The following is a 16,238-nucleotide window of genomic DNA, read 5'->3' as shown; positions in this document are numbered from 1 at the left end:
CAATTCGGGTTCAGCGTGAGCGGCGTTTGCCGTCGACCAGGGACCGATACATGGCAACAGTTTCGCGAACAGTCTGCGAGGTATGGAAGTGCTCGCTGATCCGCTGGCGTCCGGCCGCACCCATGGCCCGCCGCTCTTCCGGCGACAATCGATAGAGCTTGAGAATCGCCTCTGCCAACGACTTCTCGTCGCACGGAGGGACGACAAGCCCCGTCACGCCATCGTCGACCAACTCGGGCATACCACCCACCCGGGTAACGACCGCCGGTACAGCGTAGGCCATGGCCTCAATGACCGCTCGAGGTAATCCTTCCTGCGACTTGGAAGGCAATGCAATCACGTCGCTGGCCGCCGCGAGCTGAGGCGCATCGGTGCGATAACCGGCAAAGTGTACGCGTTCCGGATGCGGCAAGGCGGCCACCTCCTTGCGGATGTCCTCGTTGCGATCCACATCGCCAACCAACAGGTAGTGGACCTCGACGTCCTCCGGCAAATAGAGGGCCGTCCGCACCAGGTCATCGAACCCTTTGCGCGGCACACCCCGGCCCGTACAACACACCACGAAGGCGCCTTCCGGCACCCCCAGCGGCCGCAAATCCGCCGGCTCCGCCTGATACCAGGAAAGGTCGTGCCCCTTGTAGATTCGCTGCAGCCGGTCGGCCGTCAGGCGCGACCAGGGGAAGCCAAGCCCCTCAAGATGATCGCGAATGGCATCGGCGACGCAGACGATCTTGTCGACTCGCGGATGCAGGAAGGTAATCCAGGACTCGGGATGCATAACCCCGACATTGCCGATGACGCCGCGATAGGCCACCACCCGGACATCCATCCCTTTCGACGCCCTCAACCCGCAGGCCAGCGCGCGCGGATTGTAGGCATGGATCACATCATACGGCTTAATTTCAAGCTGACGCCGGATGGCCGCCGTGCCTTCCTTGTCAAACCGCCCCTGGAGCGCCAAGGGAGCGACAACCAGATCCTGTTCCACAAGCCGCTGATAGTTTCGACCTTTGGGATTGCACATGACGTCAATATCAACGCCCGCCGCCTTTAGGCCAATGAACAATTCAGATTCCGGGCGATCGCAGGAGTCCGTCAGGCAAAGGACACGAAGCGGGGCATCGGAGGTTCCAGTCAAACCGGGTTTCCTTGTGAAAGTGGTATCAGTCAGAAGTGGGCACTAGTTTAGCCGCTGGTCCGGCCAAAGACGACCGGCGAACGGTGTCTGTCCGAAGGCTCCCTGGCGCAAAACGCCCCATTCCCTGCCATGCCGCGCATAAGCTCATTAGCTGCAGCATGCTCCCCTAATGATCAATATCTGCAGTCATCCGCCATGCCAGACAGCACACCAGGCAGTGCAAGACCCAAACCTTCGCTAAACCCTCGGCTCATTGAACCGCTGGATCAGCGATGTTCTTCAGGCTTTGTCGAAAAACTTTTTTACCGATTGAATGATGTGCGCAACATCCCGGGATTCAAGCCCATACCAGAGGGGCAAGCGAATCAAGCGTTCACTTTCCTGTGTCGTATAATGGTCTTCACCCCGAAAAGTACTGAACTGACGACCCGCCTCAGCACTGTGCAAAGGCACGTAATGGAAAACCGCCATGACGCCCTCTGCCTTTAAATGTGCCAGCAATGCGTCACGCTCATCCGCAGTGGACAGTTTCAGATAGAACATGTGGGCGTTGTGCTCGCAACCTGGCGGAATCGTCGGGAGCGTCAGGTGCCCGGAGTCCGCCAGAGAACGCAACCCCTTCCAGTAGGCCCGCCAACTCTGCAGCCGATTTTCGTGAATCTCGTCCACATTCTCCAGCTGCCCCCAAAGATAGGCCGCCTGTATCTCGCTGGGCAGATAGCTGCTGCCCAAATCCACCCAACTGTATTTGTCGACCACGCCCCTGAAAAACTGACTGCGATTGGTCCCTTTCTCCCGGATAATTTCCGATCGGGTGATGTACTGCGGATCGTTGATCAGCAAAAGACCACCTTCGCCACCGCTCGTGTAGTTTTTGGTTTCGTGAAAACTGTAGGCTCCAATGTGCCCAATGGTCCCAAGCGGTCGCCCCTTATATGTGGCCATCATGCCTTGCGCGGCATCTTCAATGACCGCCAGTTGGTGCCGGCTGGCCAACGCCATTATCGTGTCCATCTCGCAGGCAACACCAGCATAATGAACAACCACGATGGCCCGCGTTCGTGACGTTATGGCGGCTTCAACCAGCTGCTCGTCAATGTTCATGGTGTCAGGCCGGATGTCGACAAACACAATTCGGGCGCCCCGCAAAACAAAAGCGTTTGCCGTGCTGACAAACGTATAGCTGGGCATGATGATCTCGTCTCCCGGCCGGACGTCGATCAGCAGCGCCGCCATTTCCAGGGCATGGGTACAGGAAGGTGTTAACAGCGTTTTCGGACACCCCAGGGAGGACTCAAACCAGGACTGGCAGCGTCGGCTGAAGGGCCCGTCGCCGGAAATTTTCTCGCTGCCCATCGCCTCAAGCACGTATTTCTCTTCAAGACCGGTATGGGGTGGCTTGTTAAAGGGAATCATTGCGGACCTCATCCCTGAATTGGGCTTCCAGTTCCAACAAGTCCCGCTTTCTCTCTCTGACCCATCTGGCTGGAGTGCCCACATACATCCCCCAAGCATCGGTTGATTTGTTAACCAGCGTCATGGCCCCAATCGAACAGCCCTCTTCAATCGTGACACCCGGGAACACAACCGCGTTTGTACCAACGATCACATGCCGCCCGAGAAAAACCGGGGCCATGTACTCATCTTTGAATTTCTTGGGAATTAGCGAGTTCACCATCGTCGCGCCACTGTAGTCATCGCTTTGCGCAAAGATTTTTACGCCGTAGGCCAATGTACTGAAGTCCGACAATGTGATGCCCGGGGTGCCACCGGCCAGGAGGCACATCGGCGTCACGTGGCAAAAGGCGCCAATGGTGATCCGGCCGGACACAATGCAAAAATCATCAATCCGAGAACAGTCACCGATTTCCATCTCAGCTGTGTCGTAGAGACTGGCTTTCTCACTGATTTTCACGTTGCGTCCAAGTCGCTTGAAATTCATCTGGCGCAGTTGTTCGTCGGTGTAATAGGCCATACTCAGTTCTCAAAAATGCCTTTTAACTGATTCACCAGCGTTTCCTCCGAAAATGCAGATTTGATTGCCTTTCGGTTGTATAGAGCGTCTTCAGAGTCCAAACGCTCAAGGCTGAGTGAATTCACATCGAATATCCGGATGCCCAGCGATTGAAAGACCGGCCAGGGCGTCACATCATCCCGGATGTAGACCTTCTTCCCCAGCCCCAATAAGTTAATGGTGTTACCCATGGCCTGCTGCCGTCGATGATTGAAGACGGCAATATCAATATCGGACAGAAACTTCAGGTATTTGTCATAAGGCAGGAAATCCAGGATCGGCCTGAACTTGTCACCAAAGAGTTTCTCACCGTAATCCACCACTGCTTTGGCATGCTCTGAGCTTCCATAGGATAACGGCACGTAGATCGAAATCTCTTCATTTTTGTATGGTGCGAGTTTATCCAGTATCTCAAAGTGATTGTTGCTGGGATCGGCCGAATTGCCTATCTGAATATTGATTCGCTGATCCTGTCTTGGGGAGATCTCAATATCCCTGAAGACGTTACTCGGATACATCAGACAGGGATGAAATTGCCCGGTCGCGCCATACCATTGACGCGCGAGTTCGACATCCCCCGGGATGTGTGTCACGAGATGCCCCATACGACGGATAACACGACATCGAACGGACTCTTTGAACGTCCATTTCCCTTTTGCGGCGATGGACTGATAGCGGTATAGGTCATCGCCCCACATCACCCAGTAGCATTTCTTGAGCAGCCACGGCATTAACCACAGAAGCCGAGTAACGGAGCGGTTAAATAGACCATGCAGGATGATCTTGTCGGCTCGATGCATTGCCACCATCAAGCGAAAGCGCGCGCCCAACTTTGCCAATGGACTCTTTTCAACCTTATCGATCCCTTTTCGACTGGCAACCGGATAGCGAGCATGATCACCAAACAGAACAAAGTGATGGTCACGCAAGCCGAAGTTCGATTCCACCAATTGAATGAATGGAGGGATAAATTTCTCCATTCGGCAGATATGGACAACCTTATTGCGCACCGGTCTCTCCCTGTTTACTCAGGGACTGCTCCCGGACAAGATCCTCAATGTAGCGGCCATATCCACTTTTCTCATAGTAAGCAGCCGCATCCAGCATCTGTTGATCCGTCAGCCATTCGTTGCGCCAGGCGATTTCTTCCAGGCACGCCACTTTGTACCCCTGACGTTTTTCAATCGTTTCTACAAACTGGGCGGCTTCGAGCAGGCTTTCATGAGTTCCAGTGTCCAACCATGCAAAGCCTCGCCCCAGCATCTCAACGTGAAGTTCGCTCAGCAAAAGGTAATCGTGATTGATCGACGTAATCTCCAGTTCGCCTCGAGCTGAGGGCGTTGTCTGTTTGGCAAAATCGATGACCCGGTTATCGTAGAAATAGAGTCCGGTGACAGCCCAGTGAGATTTGGGATTCTGAGGCTTCTCCTCAATAGACAGAGCCTTCATGTCGGCATCAAATTCAACGACGCCAAACCGATGCGGATCCTTGACCGGATAGCCGAATACTACCGCACCTCCGTCCGATTCCACACGCTTGACCGTTTCCTTGAGTTTTGGAGTAAATCCCTGCCCGTAATAGATATTGTCGCCCAAGACCAAACAAACGGGATCGTTGCCGATAAACGATTCGCCAATGGTGAAGGCTTCAGCCAAACCCGCAGGCTGCGATTGTACGGCGTAATCCAGCTGGATACCGAATTGGCTACCGTCTCCAAGCAACCGACGAAAAGCCGCTTGATCTTCCGGGGTTGTGATCACTAAAACGTCACGGATGCCCGCCAGCATCAAGACCGACAACGGATAGTAAATCATCGGCTTGTCGTAGATCGGAAGCAGCTGTTTGGACATACCCAGTGTGATCGGAAATAACCGGCTGCCCGTGCCCCCGGCCAGTATGATGCCTTTCATTCGTTATCCTTGAATTCTTCGGATCTTCATTCCAACCATTGCAGCCCGCTCACTGTGATACCGAAGTATGAGCCATGTCAGCCAATGCCAAGACGCTCACGTCGATAGCTGCCATCCTGAACCCGCCGACACCACTCCAGATGGTTCAAATACCACTCAACGGTTTTACGCAGACCGGTTTCGAAAGTTTCATCCGGCAACCAGCCCAACTCGCTCTTTATCTTGGTCGCATCGATGGCATAGCGCAGGTCGTGCCCCGGTCGGTCAGGAACGTGGACAATCAGGTCCCGATAATGACAGATGTCTTTCGGTTTTTCCGGCGACAACTCCATTAAGAGATCACATATTCCACAAACGACTTCCATGTTCGTCTTTTCGTTAAATCCGCCAATGTTATATGTCTCTCCGAGACGCCCATTGCAAATGACTCGATAGAGCGCGCGCGCATGATCTTCCACGTACAACCAGTCGCGTATCTGATTGCCTTGTCCGTACACCGGAAGTGTTCGACCTTCCAACGCATTCAGGATCATTAACGGAATCAGCTTCTCGGGGAAGTGATAGGGGCCGTAGTTATTGGAGCAATTGGTAACAAGCACTGGAAAACCATAGGTTCGATACCAGGCACGAACCAGATGGTCGGAACTCGCTTTGCTCGCCGAATAGGGTGAACTGGGCGAATAACAGGTGTTTTCAGTGAACAGATCTGCTGACTGCCCGAGATCGCCAAAAACCTCGTCCGTGCTGACGTGATGAAAACGGAATTGATTCTTCTCGATGGCCCCAAGCCCCTGCCAGTAGGACCTGGATACCTCGAGCAGTGTATAAGTCCCTACAACGTTCGTTTGAATAAACGCCGATGGGCCGTCGATAGAACGATCGACATGACTTTCTGCAGCGAGGTGCATGACCGCATCCGGCCGATGCGTTACGAAGATCTCTTCCAGAGCAGCCCGGTCGCAAATATCGGCTTGCTCGAAGGCGTATCGCGGATGGTGACTCACACTGGCCAACGACTCCAGATTGCCGGCATAAGTCAATTTATCGAGATTGACCACACTGTCATCAGTGTGGGTCAGAATGTATCGAATAACCGCGGATCCGATAAAACCGGCCCCACCTGTCACGAGAATTTTCATCAGGATATTACCTTTGATTCCATAGACATAGGACTACGACAGCCTGTCCATGCTGAAAAAGTGATAAGGCAAAACGAGAGGCCTGTTGGATGTACGCATAGAAGATGTCGTAACGCTTGCTCTGAAGCTGACGGCTGTCTCTGCCGTATTCTCCTCGGCTACATGGTCGTGGAGAGCCATTGAACGGTCGTCAATCCCAGATCTGCAATCATTGCCCACTGGGGGCATTCATGACATCACATCGAGGTCGGCCACTTCCCGGCCAATGGCAACCACCATCAGCTTTGAGTCACCGGCCCCGGACATAGCCATTTTCCAGCGCTTGCCAACGCGCCTTCAGGTCGAATGACCCGACGTCAAGCTTTGCCAGAGAGCGATACAAACGATCCAGATTCCGTTTCCGCCAGGAAGCCGTTGATTCGCGATTGGGTTCAATTCGGCCCTTGTCAAAATCGATCACATAGAATGACTGTCGCTGGATTAGAATGTTGAAGCAATTCAGATCCGCATGATTGACTCCGGCGTCATGGAATCGGCGCAGCAATTGACCGAGTCGACTCCAGCCATCCTCGCTGAGATCGCCGGCGCAATCCCCAAGCGGAATGACATCTTCAATGCGCCCAATGAGAATGGCCGCCTCATAGAAAAGACCGTTAACTCGCCTGTAGTGGGCCGCCACGGGCTCTGGAACCGGTAAATCCAGATCCCGCAGTTGACTCAGCAATCGAAATTCGGCAAAGGAACGCGTCCGCTCCTCCCCCGTGTAGAGATAGGCCGCACGGGAAACTTTGGCGACATAACCGCCGCGGAGATAGTGGCGCAGCACCATTCCGCCCCTGGGCCCGTCGATAAACCAGGCACTTCCTCGCCCGCCACTGCTGACGGATACCGCCCGGGTGCCCCAGAAAGCGGGCAGAAACCAGTCTGGCGTCACCTCACCGTAATCCGGATTAACCAGCAGCGCTGCACCGTGCCCCGGAACATACTTTTCTTTCTGCATGATCATGACGGTGCTGACCGCTTCTCCCTCTGACATGACTCGAACCCGCAGCCCGGCGGACAGCAAAGACGCCCGGTTCCAAGTGCGCTAGAATACGCCGAGTTTAACAACGAACACCATCGCGGCTCCAGATAGCCCGTGTTGTCAGCACTAACGGATGTTTCCTTGATCAAGTCAATCTGCATCATGCGCCTGTCGGCCATCGGCGATGTCACGCATGTTATACCTGTGGTGCTCAGCCTTCAGGCACAACTCCCGGACGTTAAGATCACTTGGATTATTGGCAAGATCGAAGCCAAGCTGGTTGGCGATCTGCCCGGCGTCGAGTTTATCGTTTTCGACAAGAAAAGCGGCTTACAGGGCTACCGCGATTTGCGACAGCAACTCCGTGGTCGACAGTTCGATGCGCTGCTTCACATGCAGGTGGCTTTCCGTGCCAACCTGGCCGCCGCGGTGATACCGGCCAGAACCAAGGTCGGCTACGACCGGGCTCGCAGCAAGGATCTCCACAGCCTGTTTATCAATCGTCGGATTCCGGCAGCTCCCAATCAGCACGTTCGCGACTGCCTGGCCAGCTTTCTCGTGCCCCTGGGGCTGGAAGCTGCCCCACCACGCTGGACGATCCCCCTGAGCGAGTCGGATCATGCGTTCGCCAGCGAGCATCTGGCAAACGACCGGCCTAATGTCGTAATCAGTCCCTGCGCCAGCCACACATTACGCAACTGGAGTGCTGACCGCTATGCAGCCGTGGCCGACCATATCGTCGCACAGCATGGTGCTCGCCTGATTCTGGTCGGCAGTCCGGCACCCTATGAGCGAGAATATTGCGAACGCATCGCTTCGACCATGACCCAACCGGCGCTCAACCTGTGTGGCCAGGACACGCTCAAACAGCTGACGGCCCTGCTTGATGGGGCGGACCTGCTGATCGCCCCGGACACGGGTCCCGCGCACATCGCCAGCGCCATGGGTACCGATGTGCTGGGTCTGTTTGCGGCAAGCAACCCAAATCGCTCGGGCCCCTACAACTCACTGCCGTGGTGTGTCGATCGTTATCCGGAAGCATTGGAAAAATTCACCGGAAAAACTGTGGATACAGCCCGCTGGGGCATGAAAGCGGAATTTGAAGGCGCGATGGAACTGATCACCGCCGACGAGGTCTGCCAAAAGTTTGATGAGTGGATTGCTAACAGGACCACGGCATGAATCAGGTGTCTCCGGGTATCGCCAACCGTTTCTGGACCACAATCGCCGGCACGTCTTTGAACGGGTTGAGGAAGACTTACCTCACGGTGCTGGCCGCCTATGTCTTTTGCTTCCTGCCCTGGTTTTCCACTTACCGGACGGCGGAAACCCTGCTGGTCGTGTTGCTGGTCGGCATATTGGCTCTGGGGCGCAACAGCAGCCCATTGAAACGAGTCATTTTGACCGACCCCATTTTTCGGATCTGTTTGGTTCTGCTCGCGTACCTGTTGCTCGTACAACTCTGGTATCACGTATCGCTGCCGGAATACGTAGACCCCAGCGCCAAGGTCACCCGACATTACCTCAAACCGCTCATGGTTTTACTGGTCGCGGCAGGAGTCAGCATGCTTCGGCCCGCAAGGGCATGGCCTGTCCTGCTCCTGGCTTTGGCGGGACTCTACGTTTATCTGGGACTTGAATTCAGAGCGGCTGAATGGATCCGGGCACTCAAGGGCTACAGGGTCGACTTCGGCATACACAACGCCGAACACACCGGCATGTTCTTCGGCACCTACCTGCTTTGTCTGCTTTGCCTGTCTCCACGCCTCATTCGCTGGAGTTGTCACCGTGGCTGGCTGGTATCCATTGCCGTCTTTCCACTCCTGTTAGCCGCCCTCCTGTTGGCGATTGAAGGGACCCTGGCTTCACAGACTCGTGCCGTGTGGCTGGGATTGCTCCAGGCCTCTCTCGTTGCGGTCATCCTGTTGATCGGCCGCTTATTGACGAGTCGAGATACCCAAGGGGAAAAGCGCAAACTTAGCCTGCTACTGGCCTTGGTTGCTGGCGCGTTTGTAGTGACCATCAGTCTCACCCTGAACTCCTCCCAGACGGTGGAAAAGCGATTCTCAACGACCGATATCCAGATCGACAAAATCCTGGAGGCGCCCAGTGAAAACGTCGATCCAAAGACCAGCAGTGGGGTACGACTCTATTCCTGGCGCGTGGCGATGGGCTGGGTTGGCGAGCGTCCGTTACTGGGATGGGGCGCGGGCTCAACAAAAGAAATGATTCAGCACTCGGATTACTTTGGTGCGTCGTTTAAGCAGAATTTTGGCCATCTCCACAATACCTTCATGGAAACCCTGGTCGCTCAGGGCCTCATCGGCACGGCAATCCTGGTCGCCCTGATTGTCTGGATCGGCATCGCAACCGTTCGAGCCTTCCGCGGAGGCGACTTGCCCTGGGATGTGTTTGTCTTTGCCTGGTGCTTCCTCGCCTTCTGGATTGTGATCAACATGTTCGAATCCTATATACTCTACCCGACTGGCCAGTATCTGAACGCCGTGATTGTCGGGTTCGTCTACTCATTCCATTTCCGCCGTCGACTTGAAGATGCCCAACCCCATGTCTGACGCCATTGCAGTGGCCGCCTGTTGCGACGAGAACTACATTGCCTATGCTGCAGTGATGATGCGCTCGGCCGTCAAGGCAACCCCGGAAGCGCCCATTCATTTCCACCTGATCGACTGCGGCATTTCCGGCGCCAGCCTGGAACGACTGGGCGGCATGCTGGAGGCACTGGGCAGCACATTAACCACTTACAGCCCGGATGACCGGCTCTATGAAGGGCTACCAACGCATCGTTACGGTTCGGCAGTCTACCAGCGCATCAATCTACCCGAATACATCCCATCCAATGTTGGGCGCATCATCTACATCGATGCAGACACCGTCGTTCTGCAAAGCCTGATTGAGCTCTGGAATCTGGATCTTGAGGGGAATTCCACCGCCGCTGTCGAGAACCTGTCACCCAAAGCCTGCAAGGACATCGAAGTCGATCGTACCGAGTATTTCAACTCAGGCCTGCTCGTCATGGACCTGGCCGCCTGGAGAGAACGCCAGCTGCACCGGCAGGTTACCGAGTACGCCCGCGAACATGCCAACTCCCTTCAATTCGTGGATCAGTGCAGCCTGAACGCGGTATTGCAGAATGATTGGGTCCGACTGCCGCTGAAGTGGAATGTTCAGTCCGATGTTTACAAGGTGATCCGGAAATACCATGAGGGCTGCACCTACAGTCGGGGCGATATGAATGACGCCATGCTGCATCCAGCCATCGTTCACTTCACGGGTGAGAAGAAACCCTGGAAGCGTTACTGCTTCCACCCCTTCAAGACCTACTATCGTAAGGTTCTCAATGAGACGCCGTGGGCAGGCCAGCCTCTTGTCGGTGACGATACAACCACTCGGCGCCGCTATTTCTTTGCGCTCCGCAGTCACTGGAAATTCCTGAAACGCCGCAGTCAGCTCTCGGCGCACTACCAGGGGAAATGATTCGAACATGAGTAACCAGCAATCCCGATCTCTACCGGCCGATGCCGTTGCCGTCGTTGCAAGCTCCGACCAGAACTACGCCATGCACTTGACGGTAATGTTCACCTCACTGATTCGTAACTGCTCGGATCCAGCGCAGGTCTATCTCTACTGCATTGACGGTGGGATTGCGGATAGCACCAAGACAGTGATGGAAGAAGAAGTGAAAAAGGCCGGGGGTAAAGGCATCGACTTTGTCACTTTCGACAAATCCCGGTTCGAACATCTGCCGACCATCAAACACATCACCGCGTCGGCCTACTACCGCATCGCCATCCCCGAGATATTCGATGAGTCGGTGAAGAAGGTGGTTTACCTGGACTGCGACGTCATTGTCCTCGGCGACATACTGGAGCTGGCCGCGACGGATATATCCGACTACCACGTCGCCGCGGTTGAGAACCTGTCTGGCCACACCTACAAGCAGCTGGGCATTCCGCAGGACGAGTACTTCAACTCCGGCGTGCTGCTGTTGAATCTGGAACTGTGGCGCCGGGACGATATCTCCAACGAGGTGATTCGCTTCAAGCAGGAAAACCCGCACCGGATCAGCACCAACGACCAGTGCGCCCTGAATGGCATTCTGCACACCCGATGGAAACACCTACCGCTGCGCTGGAATCACCAGACCGGCCTGTACCGCCACAGCGAGCAAATTGCGCGATTCGACCCGAAGGAAATCCGCGAGGCCAATCTGAACCCCGGCATCATCCATTACATTGGCTGGGACAAACCCTGGCGCAAGGTGCGCTTCCATCCGCTGGCCGGTGAGTATGACCGCTATGCGGACCAACTGGCCGAGTCGCCCCGCCCGAAACCGACGCTGGCTGACTATTTCCAGGCCTACGCCTCCATCTCTCGCCTGAAGAAGCTCTGGCGCTGCGAGAAAAACAAACGCTGGTACCGGGCTAACGGTTTTAGCCTGTACGAATAAGCCGAAATTGAGGCAGGAATCAAAAACGCCGGCTAACAGGCCGGCGTTTTTGATGGTGCAGGGAAAGCCCGTGGCCGATCACTTCTGGCCGGCGGTGTAGTCCTTATAGGACTTCTCTTCGACGAAACGGGAACCCAGGGCGAGGTTCACCTCTTTCTTGATCGCAGCACGCTTGTCATTGGTGACATAGACCGCGCGAGCCAGTTCGATGAAACGTGGCCCGAAGTCCTGAGCGGCTTCCTGGTCGCGGATATCGTCCTCGATTTCCCAGAGCGCTTCGTTGACGGCCTTGAGCTGCTGACGCAATTCGCCAATCGCGGACTGATCCGGAACGGCCTCGTTCCACGTCTTGCTCAGCTCATCGAGTTCCAGGCGCACGTTGCGCACCTTATCGGCGTCCTCGATACGCTCGGATTTGATTTCGAGGATCGTGATCTTGTCGAGTACCTCGCCAAAGGAGACGGGTACGGTGATGACATCGGCCATAGTGTTCTTCCGCAGACTCGTGGGTTAGCGTTACGGGTTCATGGCCGGCAGCGCCGGCCATCACGGATCAATCGTTAACGAGGGTCAGCCAGTTGGCATTCTCGGGACGCTTGCCCTTGACCGCATCGAAGTACATGGTTTGCAGCTTCTCGGTCAACGGGCCACGCTTGCCGGCGCCAATCACCCGACCATCCAGCTCGCGGATCGGCAGGACTTCGGCGGCCGTCCCGGTGAAAAAGGCTTCATCGGCAATATAGACCTCGTCCCGGGTGATACGGCGCTCGCGCACCGGCACATTCAGCTCCTTGCAGAAATCCAGGATCGTCTGACGGGTGATCCCTTCCAGGCAGGAGGTCAGCTCCGGAGTATGCAGGACGCCATCGCGCAGGATGAAGACGTTCTCGCCGGATCCTTCCGCAACGTAGCCTTCGTTATCGAGCAGCAGCGCCTCTTCACAACCACTGGCGATCGCTTCGTTCAGTGCCAGCATGGAGTTCATGTAGTTGCCGTTCGCCTTGGCCTTACACATGGTGATGTTCACATGGTGGCGGGTGTAGGACGACGTGCGCACCTTGATCCCCAGCTCACGAGCCTCCGGCGCCATATAGGACGGCCAGTGCCAGGCGGCCACCATCAAATGCACCTTGAGATTATCGGCGCGCAGGCCCATGCCTTCAGAACCCAGAAAGGCCATCGGGCGGATGTAGGCTTCGTCGAGATTGTTCTCGCGCACAGCGCGGCGCTGGGCTTCATTCACCTGTTCTTTGGTGAACGGCATTTTCATGTTGAGGATGTGGGCAGAGCGGAACAGACGGTCCGTGTGCTCCTGCAAACGGAAAATCGCCGGGCCCTTCTCGGTGTTGTAGGCACGCACACCTTCGAAACAGCCCATGCCGTAGTGCAGCGTATGGGTGAGGACGTGCACCTTGGTTTCGCGCCAGGGCACCATTTCTCCGTCCAGCCAGATGAGGCCGTCACGATCCGCCATCGACATCATTTTGCTCCTGATAAAGCTGTGGAGAGCCCGCCAGCGGGCCCGGAAAAGCCGCTATTCTAGCAGGAAACCCGCGACCGACGCAGTAGGGGCTTACCGCCCTGGCGCGCCCGATGCGCCCATCACCCGGTTCCAGACCGACCAGATATAAGCCCGCTCCTCCGGGAAGGCCTCCGCCTCAACGCGACTGTTGAGGTTCTGCAGCGCCCGGCGGTGTATCGTCGAGCGCAATGCAATGTAGGCCTCACGCAATTGTTCCGCATCTTCTTCTGGCAGGACGCCCGCCTTGCCCAGCGCCTCCATCTGCCGGATGTTATCCGACCATTGGGTCAGCTCCGGATGCTCGCTGGAGTACGCCAGCATCAGGTACTGCACCATGAACTCCATATCGACGATGCCGCCCTGGTCGTGCTTGATGTGAAACGCTTCCGGCGTTTCGCCCTCCTTGGTCGGCGTGCCCAGGCTCGCACGCATCTTCTCCCGCATGTTCAGCACGTCCTGGCGCAGCGCATCACGATCGCGGGACTGGCAAAGGATGTCGTGCCGAAGCGTTTCGAACGCTTCCAGCGCCTCGCGGCTGCCGGCCACCCCCCGGGCGCGGGCCAGTGCCTGATGCTCCCAGGTCCAGGCATCTTCACGCTGGTATTTCTCGAAGGCCGACAGACTGCTGACCAACAATCCGGAGTTGCCGGACGGCCGCAGGCGCATATCCACCTCGTACAACTGCCCCGACGGCGTCTGGGTGCTCAGGATATGGACGATGCGTTGACCCAGACGCGTGTAGAACACGGCGTTGTCGATGGGCTTGTCGCCGTTGGTGGAACCATTGGGATCAGCGGTATGAATGAAAACCAGATCCAGGTCCGAGGTATAGCCCAACTCGATGCCGCCCAACTTGCCGTAACCGACAATCGCGAAATCGCTGTCGCAGGCGGAACCGTCGCCGTGATGCGGATAGCCATGCCGGCTCACCAGGTTGGAGAAGGCCACCTCCACCACGTGATCCAGCACCACTTCAGCGATCCAGGTGAGATAATCGCTGACTTTCATCAGGGGCAGCGTGCCGCGCAGCTCCGACGCGGCAACGCGCAGGACGTGCGCCTTCTTGAAGTGGCGCAGGACCTCCATTTGCTCTTCCAGATCTTCCAGCGGAATACGCAACAACTGCTGACGCAAGTCATCCTGCAACTGTTCGCGACTGGGCGGATGATAGAGGCTTTCGGTATTCAGCAGCTCGTCCAGCAGCAGCGGGGTTTCCGCAAGCTGCCGTGCAATCCAGGGGCTTTCACTGCACAGCCGCACCAGCTCGCGCAAAGCGCCGGGGTTTTCCAGCAACAGCAGCAGATAGGCCGTCCGGCGCAGGACAGACTCGACCAGCTGGAGTACCCGGGACAGGGTCTCCGACGGCTGCTCCACCTGACTCAAAGCTTCCAGCAGTACCGGGACAAAGCGGTTCAGGCGACGCCGGCCCTCGGTCTGCATCATCTGCGCGGTGCGGCTGCTGCGCAGGGTCACCAGCTGTTCCAGACTCTGTTCCGGGACCTCGAAACCGGCCTTGGACAGCCGCTTTACCGCCGCCTCGGGTTCCAGCTCTGCCAGCCAGATTTCCTGCCAGCGGGCGCTGGCCTCCTCTTCTTCCGTCTCGTCGTCATCGGAAGCGATGATGTCGGCAAAGTGCCGAGCCACGCGCTGGCGATGGCCATTGAGTTCCGCCAGGCAGTCGTCCCAGCCGTCGAAGCCCATGATCATGGCCACCCGGGACTGAGCCGCCGGGGTCTCCGGTAGCTCCTGGGTCTGCTGGTCGGCGATGCCCTGCAAGGCGTGTTCAAGGTTGCGCAGGAAGACGTAGGCGTCGGCCAACTCATCGGCAACGGCCTGCGGTAACAACTCCAGATTCACCAGTTCCGGCAGGATCAGCAGCAGCTCCCGTTGCTGGAGCTCGCGATCGCGCCCGCCCCGGATCAGCTGGAAGGCCTGCACCACGAATTCGATCTCGCGAATCCCGCCATTGCCCAGCTTGATGTTGTTCTCCATCCCCTTGCGACGCACTTCCCGACTGATCATGGACTTCATGCTGCGCAGGGATTCAAAGGCACTGAAATCGATGTACTTGCGGTAGACAAACGGGCGTAGCGTGGCCATCAACACGTCCCCCGCCTTCTTGTCGCCAGCGACCACGCGGGCCTTGACCATGGCGTAGCGCTCCCAATCCCGACCCTGATCCTGATAGTAGGATTCCAGGGCGCCGAAACTGAGTGCCAGCGCCCCACTCTGGCCATATGGACGCAGGCGCATATCCACCCGGAAAACAAAGCCATCGGCAGTCAACTGATCGAGCGCCTGGATCAGACGCTGCCCCAGTCGGATAAAGAACTGCTGGTTGTCCATGGCGCGCGCACCGCCCCGGGTCTCGCCGTTGGACGGGAAGCCGAAAATCAGGTCAATGTCGGACGACACGTTCAGCTCATGGCCGCCGAGCTTGCCCATGCCCAGGACCACCAGCCGCTGCGGCGCTTCCTCGCCCGTGACGGGATCGATGCCCCACGGGGTTCCCATCTGGGCGCAGGCATCCTGATAGAGCCAGTCCAGCGCACCATCAATCGCCACATCGGCCATGGCACTGGCCGCGACCATGGTTTCGTTGAGATCCGCGAGGCGCAGGAAATCACGAAAGATGATGCGGAACATGACCTCACGACGAAACAGACGCAAGGAGCGATGCAGCGACGATTCGTCGGCGACGTCTTCCAGATAGGCCTGCCAGCGAAGCGTGAGAAAGGCGTGATCCAGCGGACGCGACAGGGGTTCACGCTTCAGGCACTCGAACAGCCACTCGGGGTGACGCTCAACCACCTCCCGAAGGAAGAAGCTGCCAACCAGCGCGCGCTGCCAGTGGGCCTGCGCGACCACTTTGTCCTTTGGCAGCGCCGGCAGGTCGGCCAGCAGACGCGTCACCGCGTCGGCGTCCTCACGAAGCGGATCGGGAATGGCAGGTCCAGCATGGGGGGCAGCGGTCATAACCTAAAAATCACCTTATAGCTCAGCAACTTCCTTGGGCTTGCCA

Annotated in this window: 14 protein-coding genes; 4 read left to right on the top strand and 10 right to left on the bottom strand. The window is 56.9% G+C overall.

All coding sequences use genetic code 11. The features are described 5' to 3' along the window. Positions 1 to 10: 10 nt before the first annotated feature. From J3364_RS15600 to J3364_RS15570, 7 genes are all read right to left on the bottom strand, one after another. Positions 11 to 1,138, bottom strand: coding sequence for a glycosyltransferase family 4 protein (locus tag J3364_RS15600; protein ID WP_349559196.1), 1,128 nt, complete (start codon positions 1,136 to 1,138; stop codon positions 11 to 13). A 279-nt stretch (positions 1,139 to 1,417) separates the two neighbouring features. Then, positions 1,418 to 2,554 carry a dTDP-4-amino-4,6-dideoxygalactose transaminase gene (gene rffA, locus J3364_RS15595; RefSeq protein WP_349559195.1) on the bottom strand — a complete coding sequence of 379 codons (1,137 nt, stop codon included), beginning with the start codon at positions 2,552 to 2,554 and terminating at the stop codon, positions 1,418 to 1,420. Then, positions 2,541 to 3,113, bottom strand: coding sequence for an acyltransferase (locus J3364_RS15590; RefSeq protein ID WP_349559194.1), 573 nt, complete (start codon positions 3,111 to 3,113; stop codon positions 2,541 to 2,543). Before J3364_RS15590 ends, rffA begins: the two co-directional genes overlap by 14 nt. Positions 3,114 to 3,115: 2 nt before the next feature. After that, the gene (locus J3364_RS15585; protein ID WP_349559193.1) at positions 3,116 to 4,162 is read right to left on the bottom strand and encodes a TDP-N-acetylfucosamine:lipid II N-acetylfucosaminyltransferase; all 1,047 of its coding nucleotides are present in this window, start codon (positions 4,160 to 4,162) and stop codon (positions 3,116 to 3,118) included. Next, on the bottom strand, positions 4,152 to 5,063 hold the full coding sequence (rfbA, locus tag J3364_RS15580) for a glucose-1-phosphate thymidylyltransferase RfbA (protein WP_349559192.1): 912 nt from the start codon (positions 5,061 to 5,063) through the stop codon (positions 4,152 to 4,154). The genes J3364_RS15585 and rfbA overlap by 11 nt, the downstream gene beginning before the upstream one ends. A 77-nt stretch (positions 5,064 to 5,140) precedes the next feature. After that, positions 5,141 to 6,202: a dTDP-glucose 4,6-dehydratase gene (gene rfbB / locus J3364_RS15575; protein ID WP_349559191.1), complete on the bottom strand. Its 1,062-nt coding sequence runs from the start codon at positions 6,200 to 6,202 to the stop codon at positions 5,141 to 5,143. A 289-nt stretch (positions 6,203 to 6,491) separates the two neighbouring features. Then, positions 6,492 to 7,238, bottom strand: coding sequence for a 3-deoxy-D-manno-octulosonic acid kinase (locus tag J3364_RS15570; RefSeq protein WP_349559190.1), 747 nt, complete (start codon positions 7,236 to 7,238; stop codon positions 6,492 to 6,494). A gap of 132 nt (positions 7,239 to 7,370) precedes the next feature. Between J3364_RS15570 and J3364_RS15565 the strand changes: the two genes are divergently transcribed. From J3364_RS15565 to J3364_RS15550, 4 genes are read left to right on the top strand one after another with little or no spacing between them, the layout of a single operon-like run. Then, entirely contained in the window at positions 7,371 to 8,408 is a 1,038-nt protein-coding gene (locus J3364_RS15565; protein ID WP_349559255.1) for a glycosyltransferase family 9 protein, read from the top strand. Beyond that, complete coding sequence (locus J3364_RS15560) at positions 8,405 to 9,799, top strand: O-antigen ligase family protein (protein WP_349559189.1); 1,395 nt, start codon at positions 8,405 to 8,407, stop codon at positions 9,797 to 9,799. The genes J3364_RS15565 and J3364_RS15560 overlap by 4 nt, the downstream gene beginning before the upstream one ends. Further along, positions 9,792 to 10,721: a glycosyltransferase family 8 protein gene (locus J3364_RS15555; RefSeq protein ID WP_349559188.1), complete on the top strand. Its 930-nt coding sequence runs from the start codon at positions 9,792 to 9,794 to the stop codon at positions 10,719 to 10,721. The genes J3364_RS15560 and J3364_RS15555 overlap by 8 nt, the downstream gene beginning before the upstream one ends. Before the next feature lie 7 nt (positions 10,722 to 10,728). Beyond that, positions 10,729 to 11,694, top strand: coding sequence for a glycosyltransferase family 8 protein (locus J3364_RS15550; protein WP_349559187.1), 966 nt, complete (start codon positions 10,729 to 10,731; stop codon positions 11,692 to 11,694). A gap of 78 nt (positions 11,695 to 11,772) precedes the next feature. Here the strand turns inward: J3364_RS15550 and J3364_RS15545 are convergent, their stop codons facing one another. From J3364_RS15545 to glnE, 3 genes are all read right to left on the bottom strand, one after another. Continuing rightward, a complete protein-coding gene (locus J3364_RS15545) occupies positions 11,773 to 12,180 on the bottom strand; it encodes a DUF6165 family protein (protein ID WP_123634136.1) in 408 nt (135 codons plus the stop codon). A gap of 67 nt (positions 12,181 to 12,247) precedes the next feature. Next, a complete protein-coding gene (locus J3364_RS15540; RefSeq protein ID WP_349559186.1) occupies positions 12,248 to 13,174 on the bottom strand; it encodes a branched-chain amino acid transaminase in 927 nt (308 codons plus the stop codon). 93 nt (positions 13,175 to 13,267) lie between these two features. After that, positions 13,268 to 16,192 carry a bifunctional [glutamate--ammonia ligase]-adenylyl-L-tyrosine phosphorylase/[glutamate--ammonia-ligase] adenylyltransferase gene (gene glnE, locus J3364_RS15535; RefSeq protein ID WP_349559185.1) on the bottom strand — a complete coding sequence of 975 codons (2,925 nt, stop codon included), beginning with the start codon at positions 16,190 to 16,192 and terminating at the stop codon, positions 13,268 to 13,270. Positions 16,193 to 16,238 lie beyond the last annotated feature (46 nt).

Origin of the sequence: Marinobacter sp. NFXS9 (assembly GCF_040148665.1) — a bacterium.
Taxonomy (GTDB): Bacteria; Pseudomonadota; Gammaproteobacteria; order Pseudomonadales; family Oleiphilaceae; genus Marinobacter_A; species Marinobacter_A mangrovi.
Note: the sequence above shows the minus strand (reverse complement) of the source record. Positions and strands in the feature narration are given on the sequence as shown.

Coding starts and splice junctions, on each gene's coding strand:
- rffA (WP_349559195.1), bottom strand. CDS start 2,554: ATGATTCCCTTTAACAAGCCACCCCATACCGGTCTTGAAGAGAAATAC.
- J3364_RS15590 (WP_349559194.1), bottom strand. CDS start 3,113: ATGGCCTATTACACCGACGAACAACTGCGCCAGATGAATTTCAAGCGA.
- rfbA (WP_349559192.1), bottom strand. CDS start 5,063: ATGAAAGGCATCATACTGGCCGGGGGCACGGGCAGCCGGTTATTTCCG.
- rfbB (WP_349559191.1), bottom strand. CDS start 6,202: ATGAAAATTCTCGTGACAGGTGGGGCCGGTTTTATCGGATCCGCGGTT.
- J3364_RS15570 (WP_349559190.1), bottom strand. CDS start 7,238: ATGTCAGAGGGAGAAGCGGTCAGCACCGTCATGATCATGCAGAAAGAA.
- J3364_RS15560 (WP_349559189.1), top strand. CDS start 8,405: ATGAATCAGGTGTCTCCGGGTATCGCCAACCGTTTCTGGACCACAATC.
- J3364_RS15555 (WP_349559188.1), top strand. CDS start 9,792: ATGTCTGACGCCATTGCAGTGGCCGCCTGTTGCGACGAGAACTACATT.
- J3364_RS15550 (WP_349559187.1), top strand. CDS start 10,729: ATGAGTAACCAGCAATCCCGATCTCTACCGGCCGATGCCGTTGCCGTC.
- J3364_RS15545 (WP_123634136.1), bottom strand. CDS start 12,180: ATGGCCGATGTCATCACCGTACCCGTCTCCTTTGGCGAGGTACTCGAC.
- J3364_RS15540 (WP_349559186.1), bottom strand. CDS start 13,174: ATGTCGATGGCGGATCGTGACGGCCTCATCTGGCTGGACGGAGAAATG.
- glnE (WP_349559185.1), bottom strand. CDS start 16,192: ATGACCGCTGCCCCCCATGCTGGACCTGCCATTCCCGATCCGCTTCGT.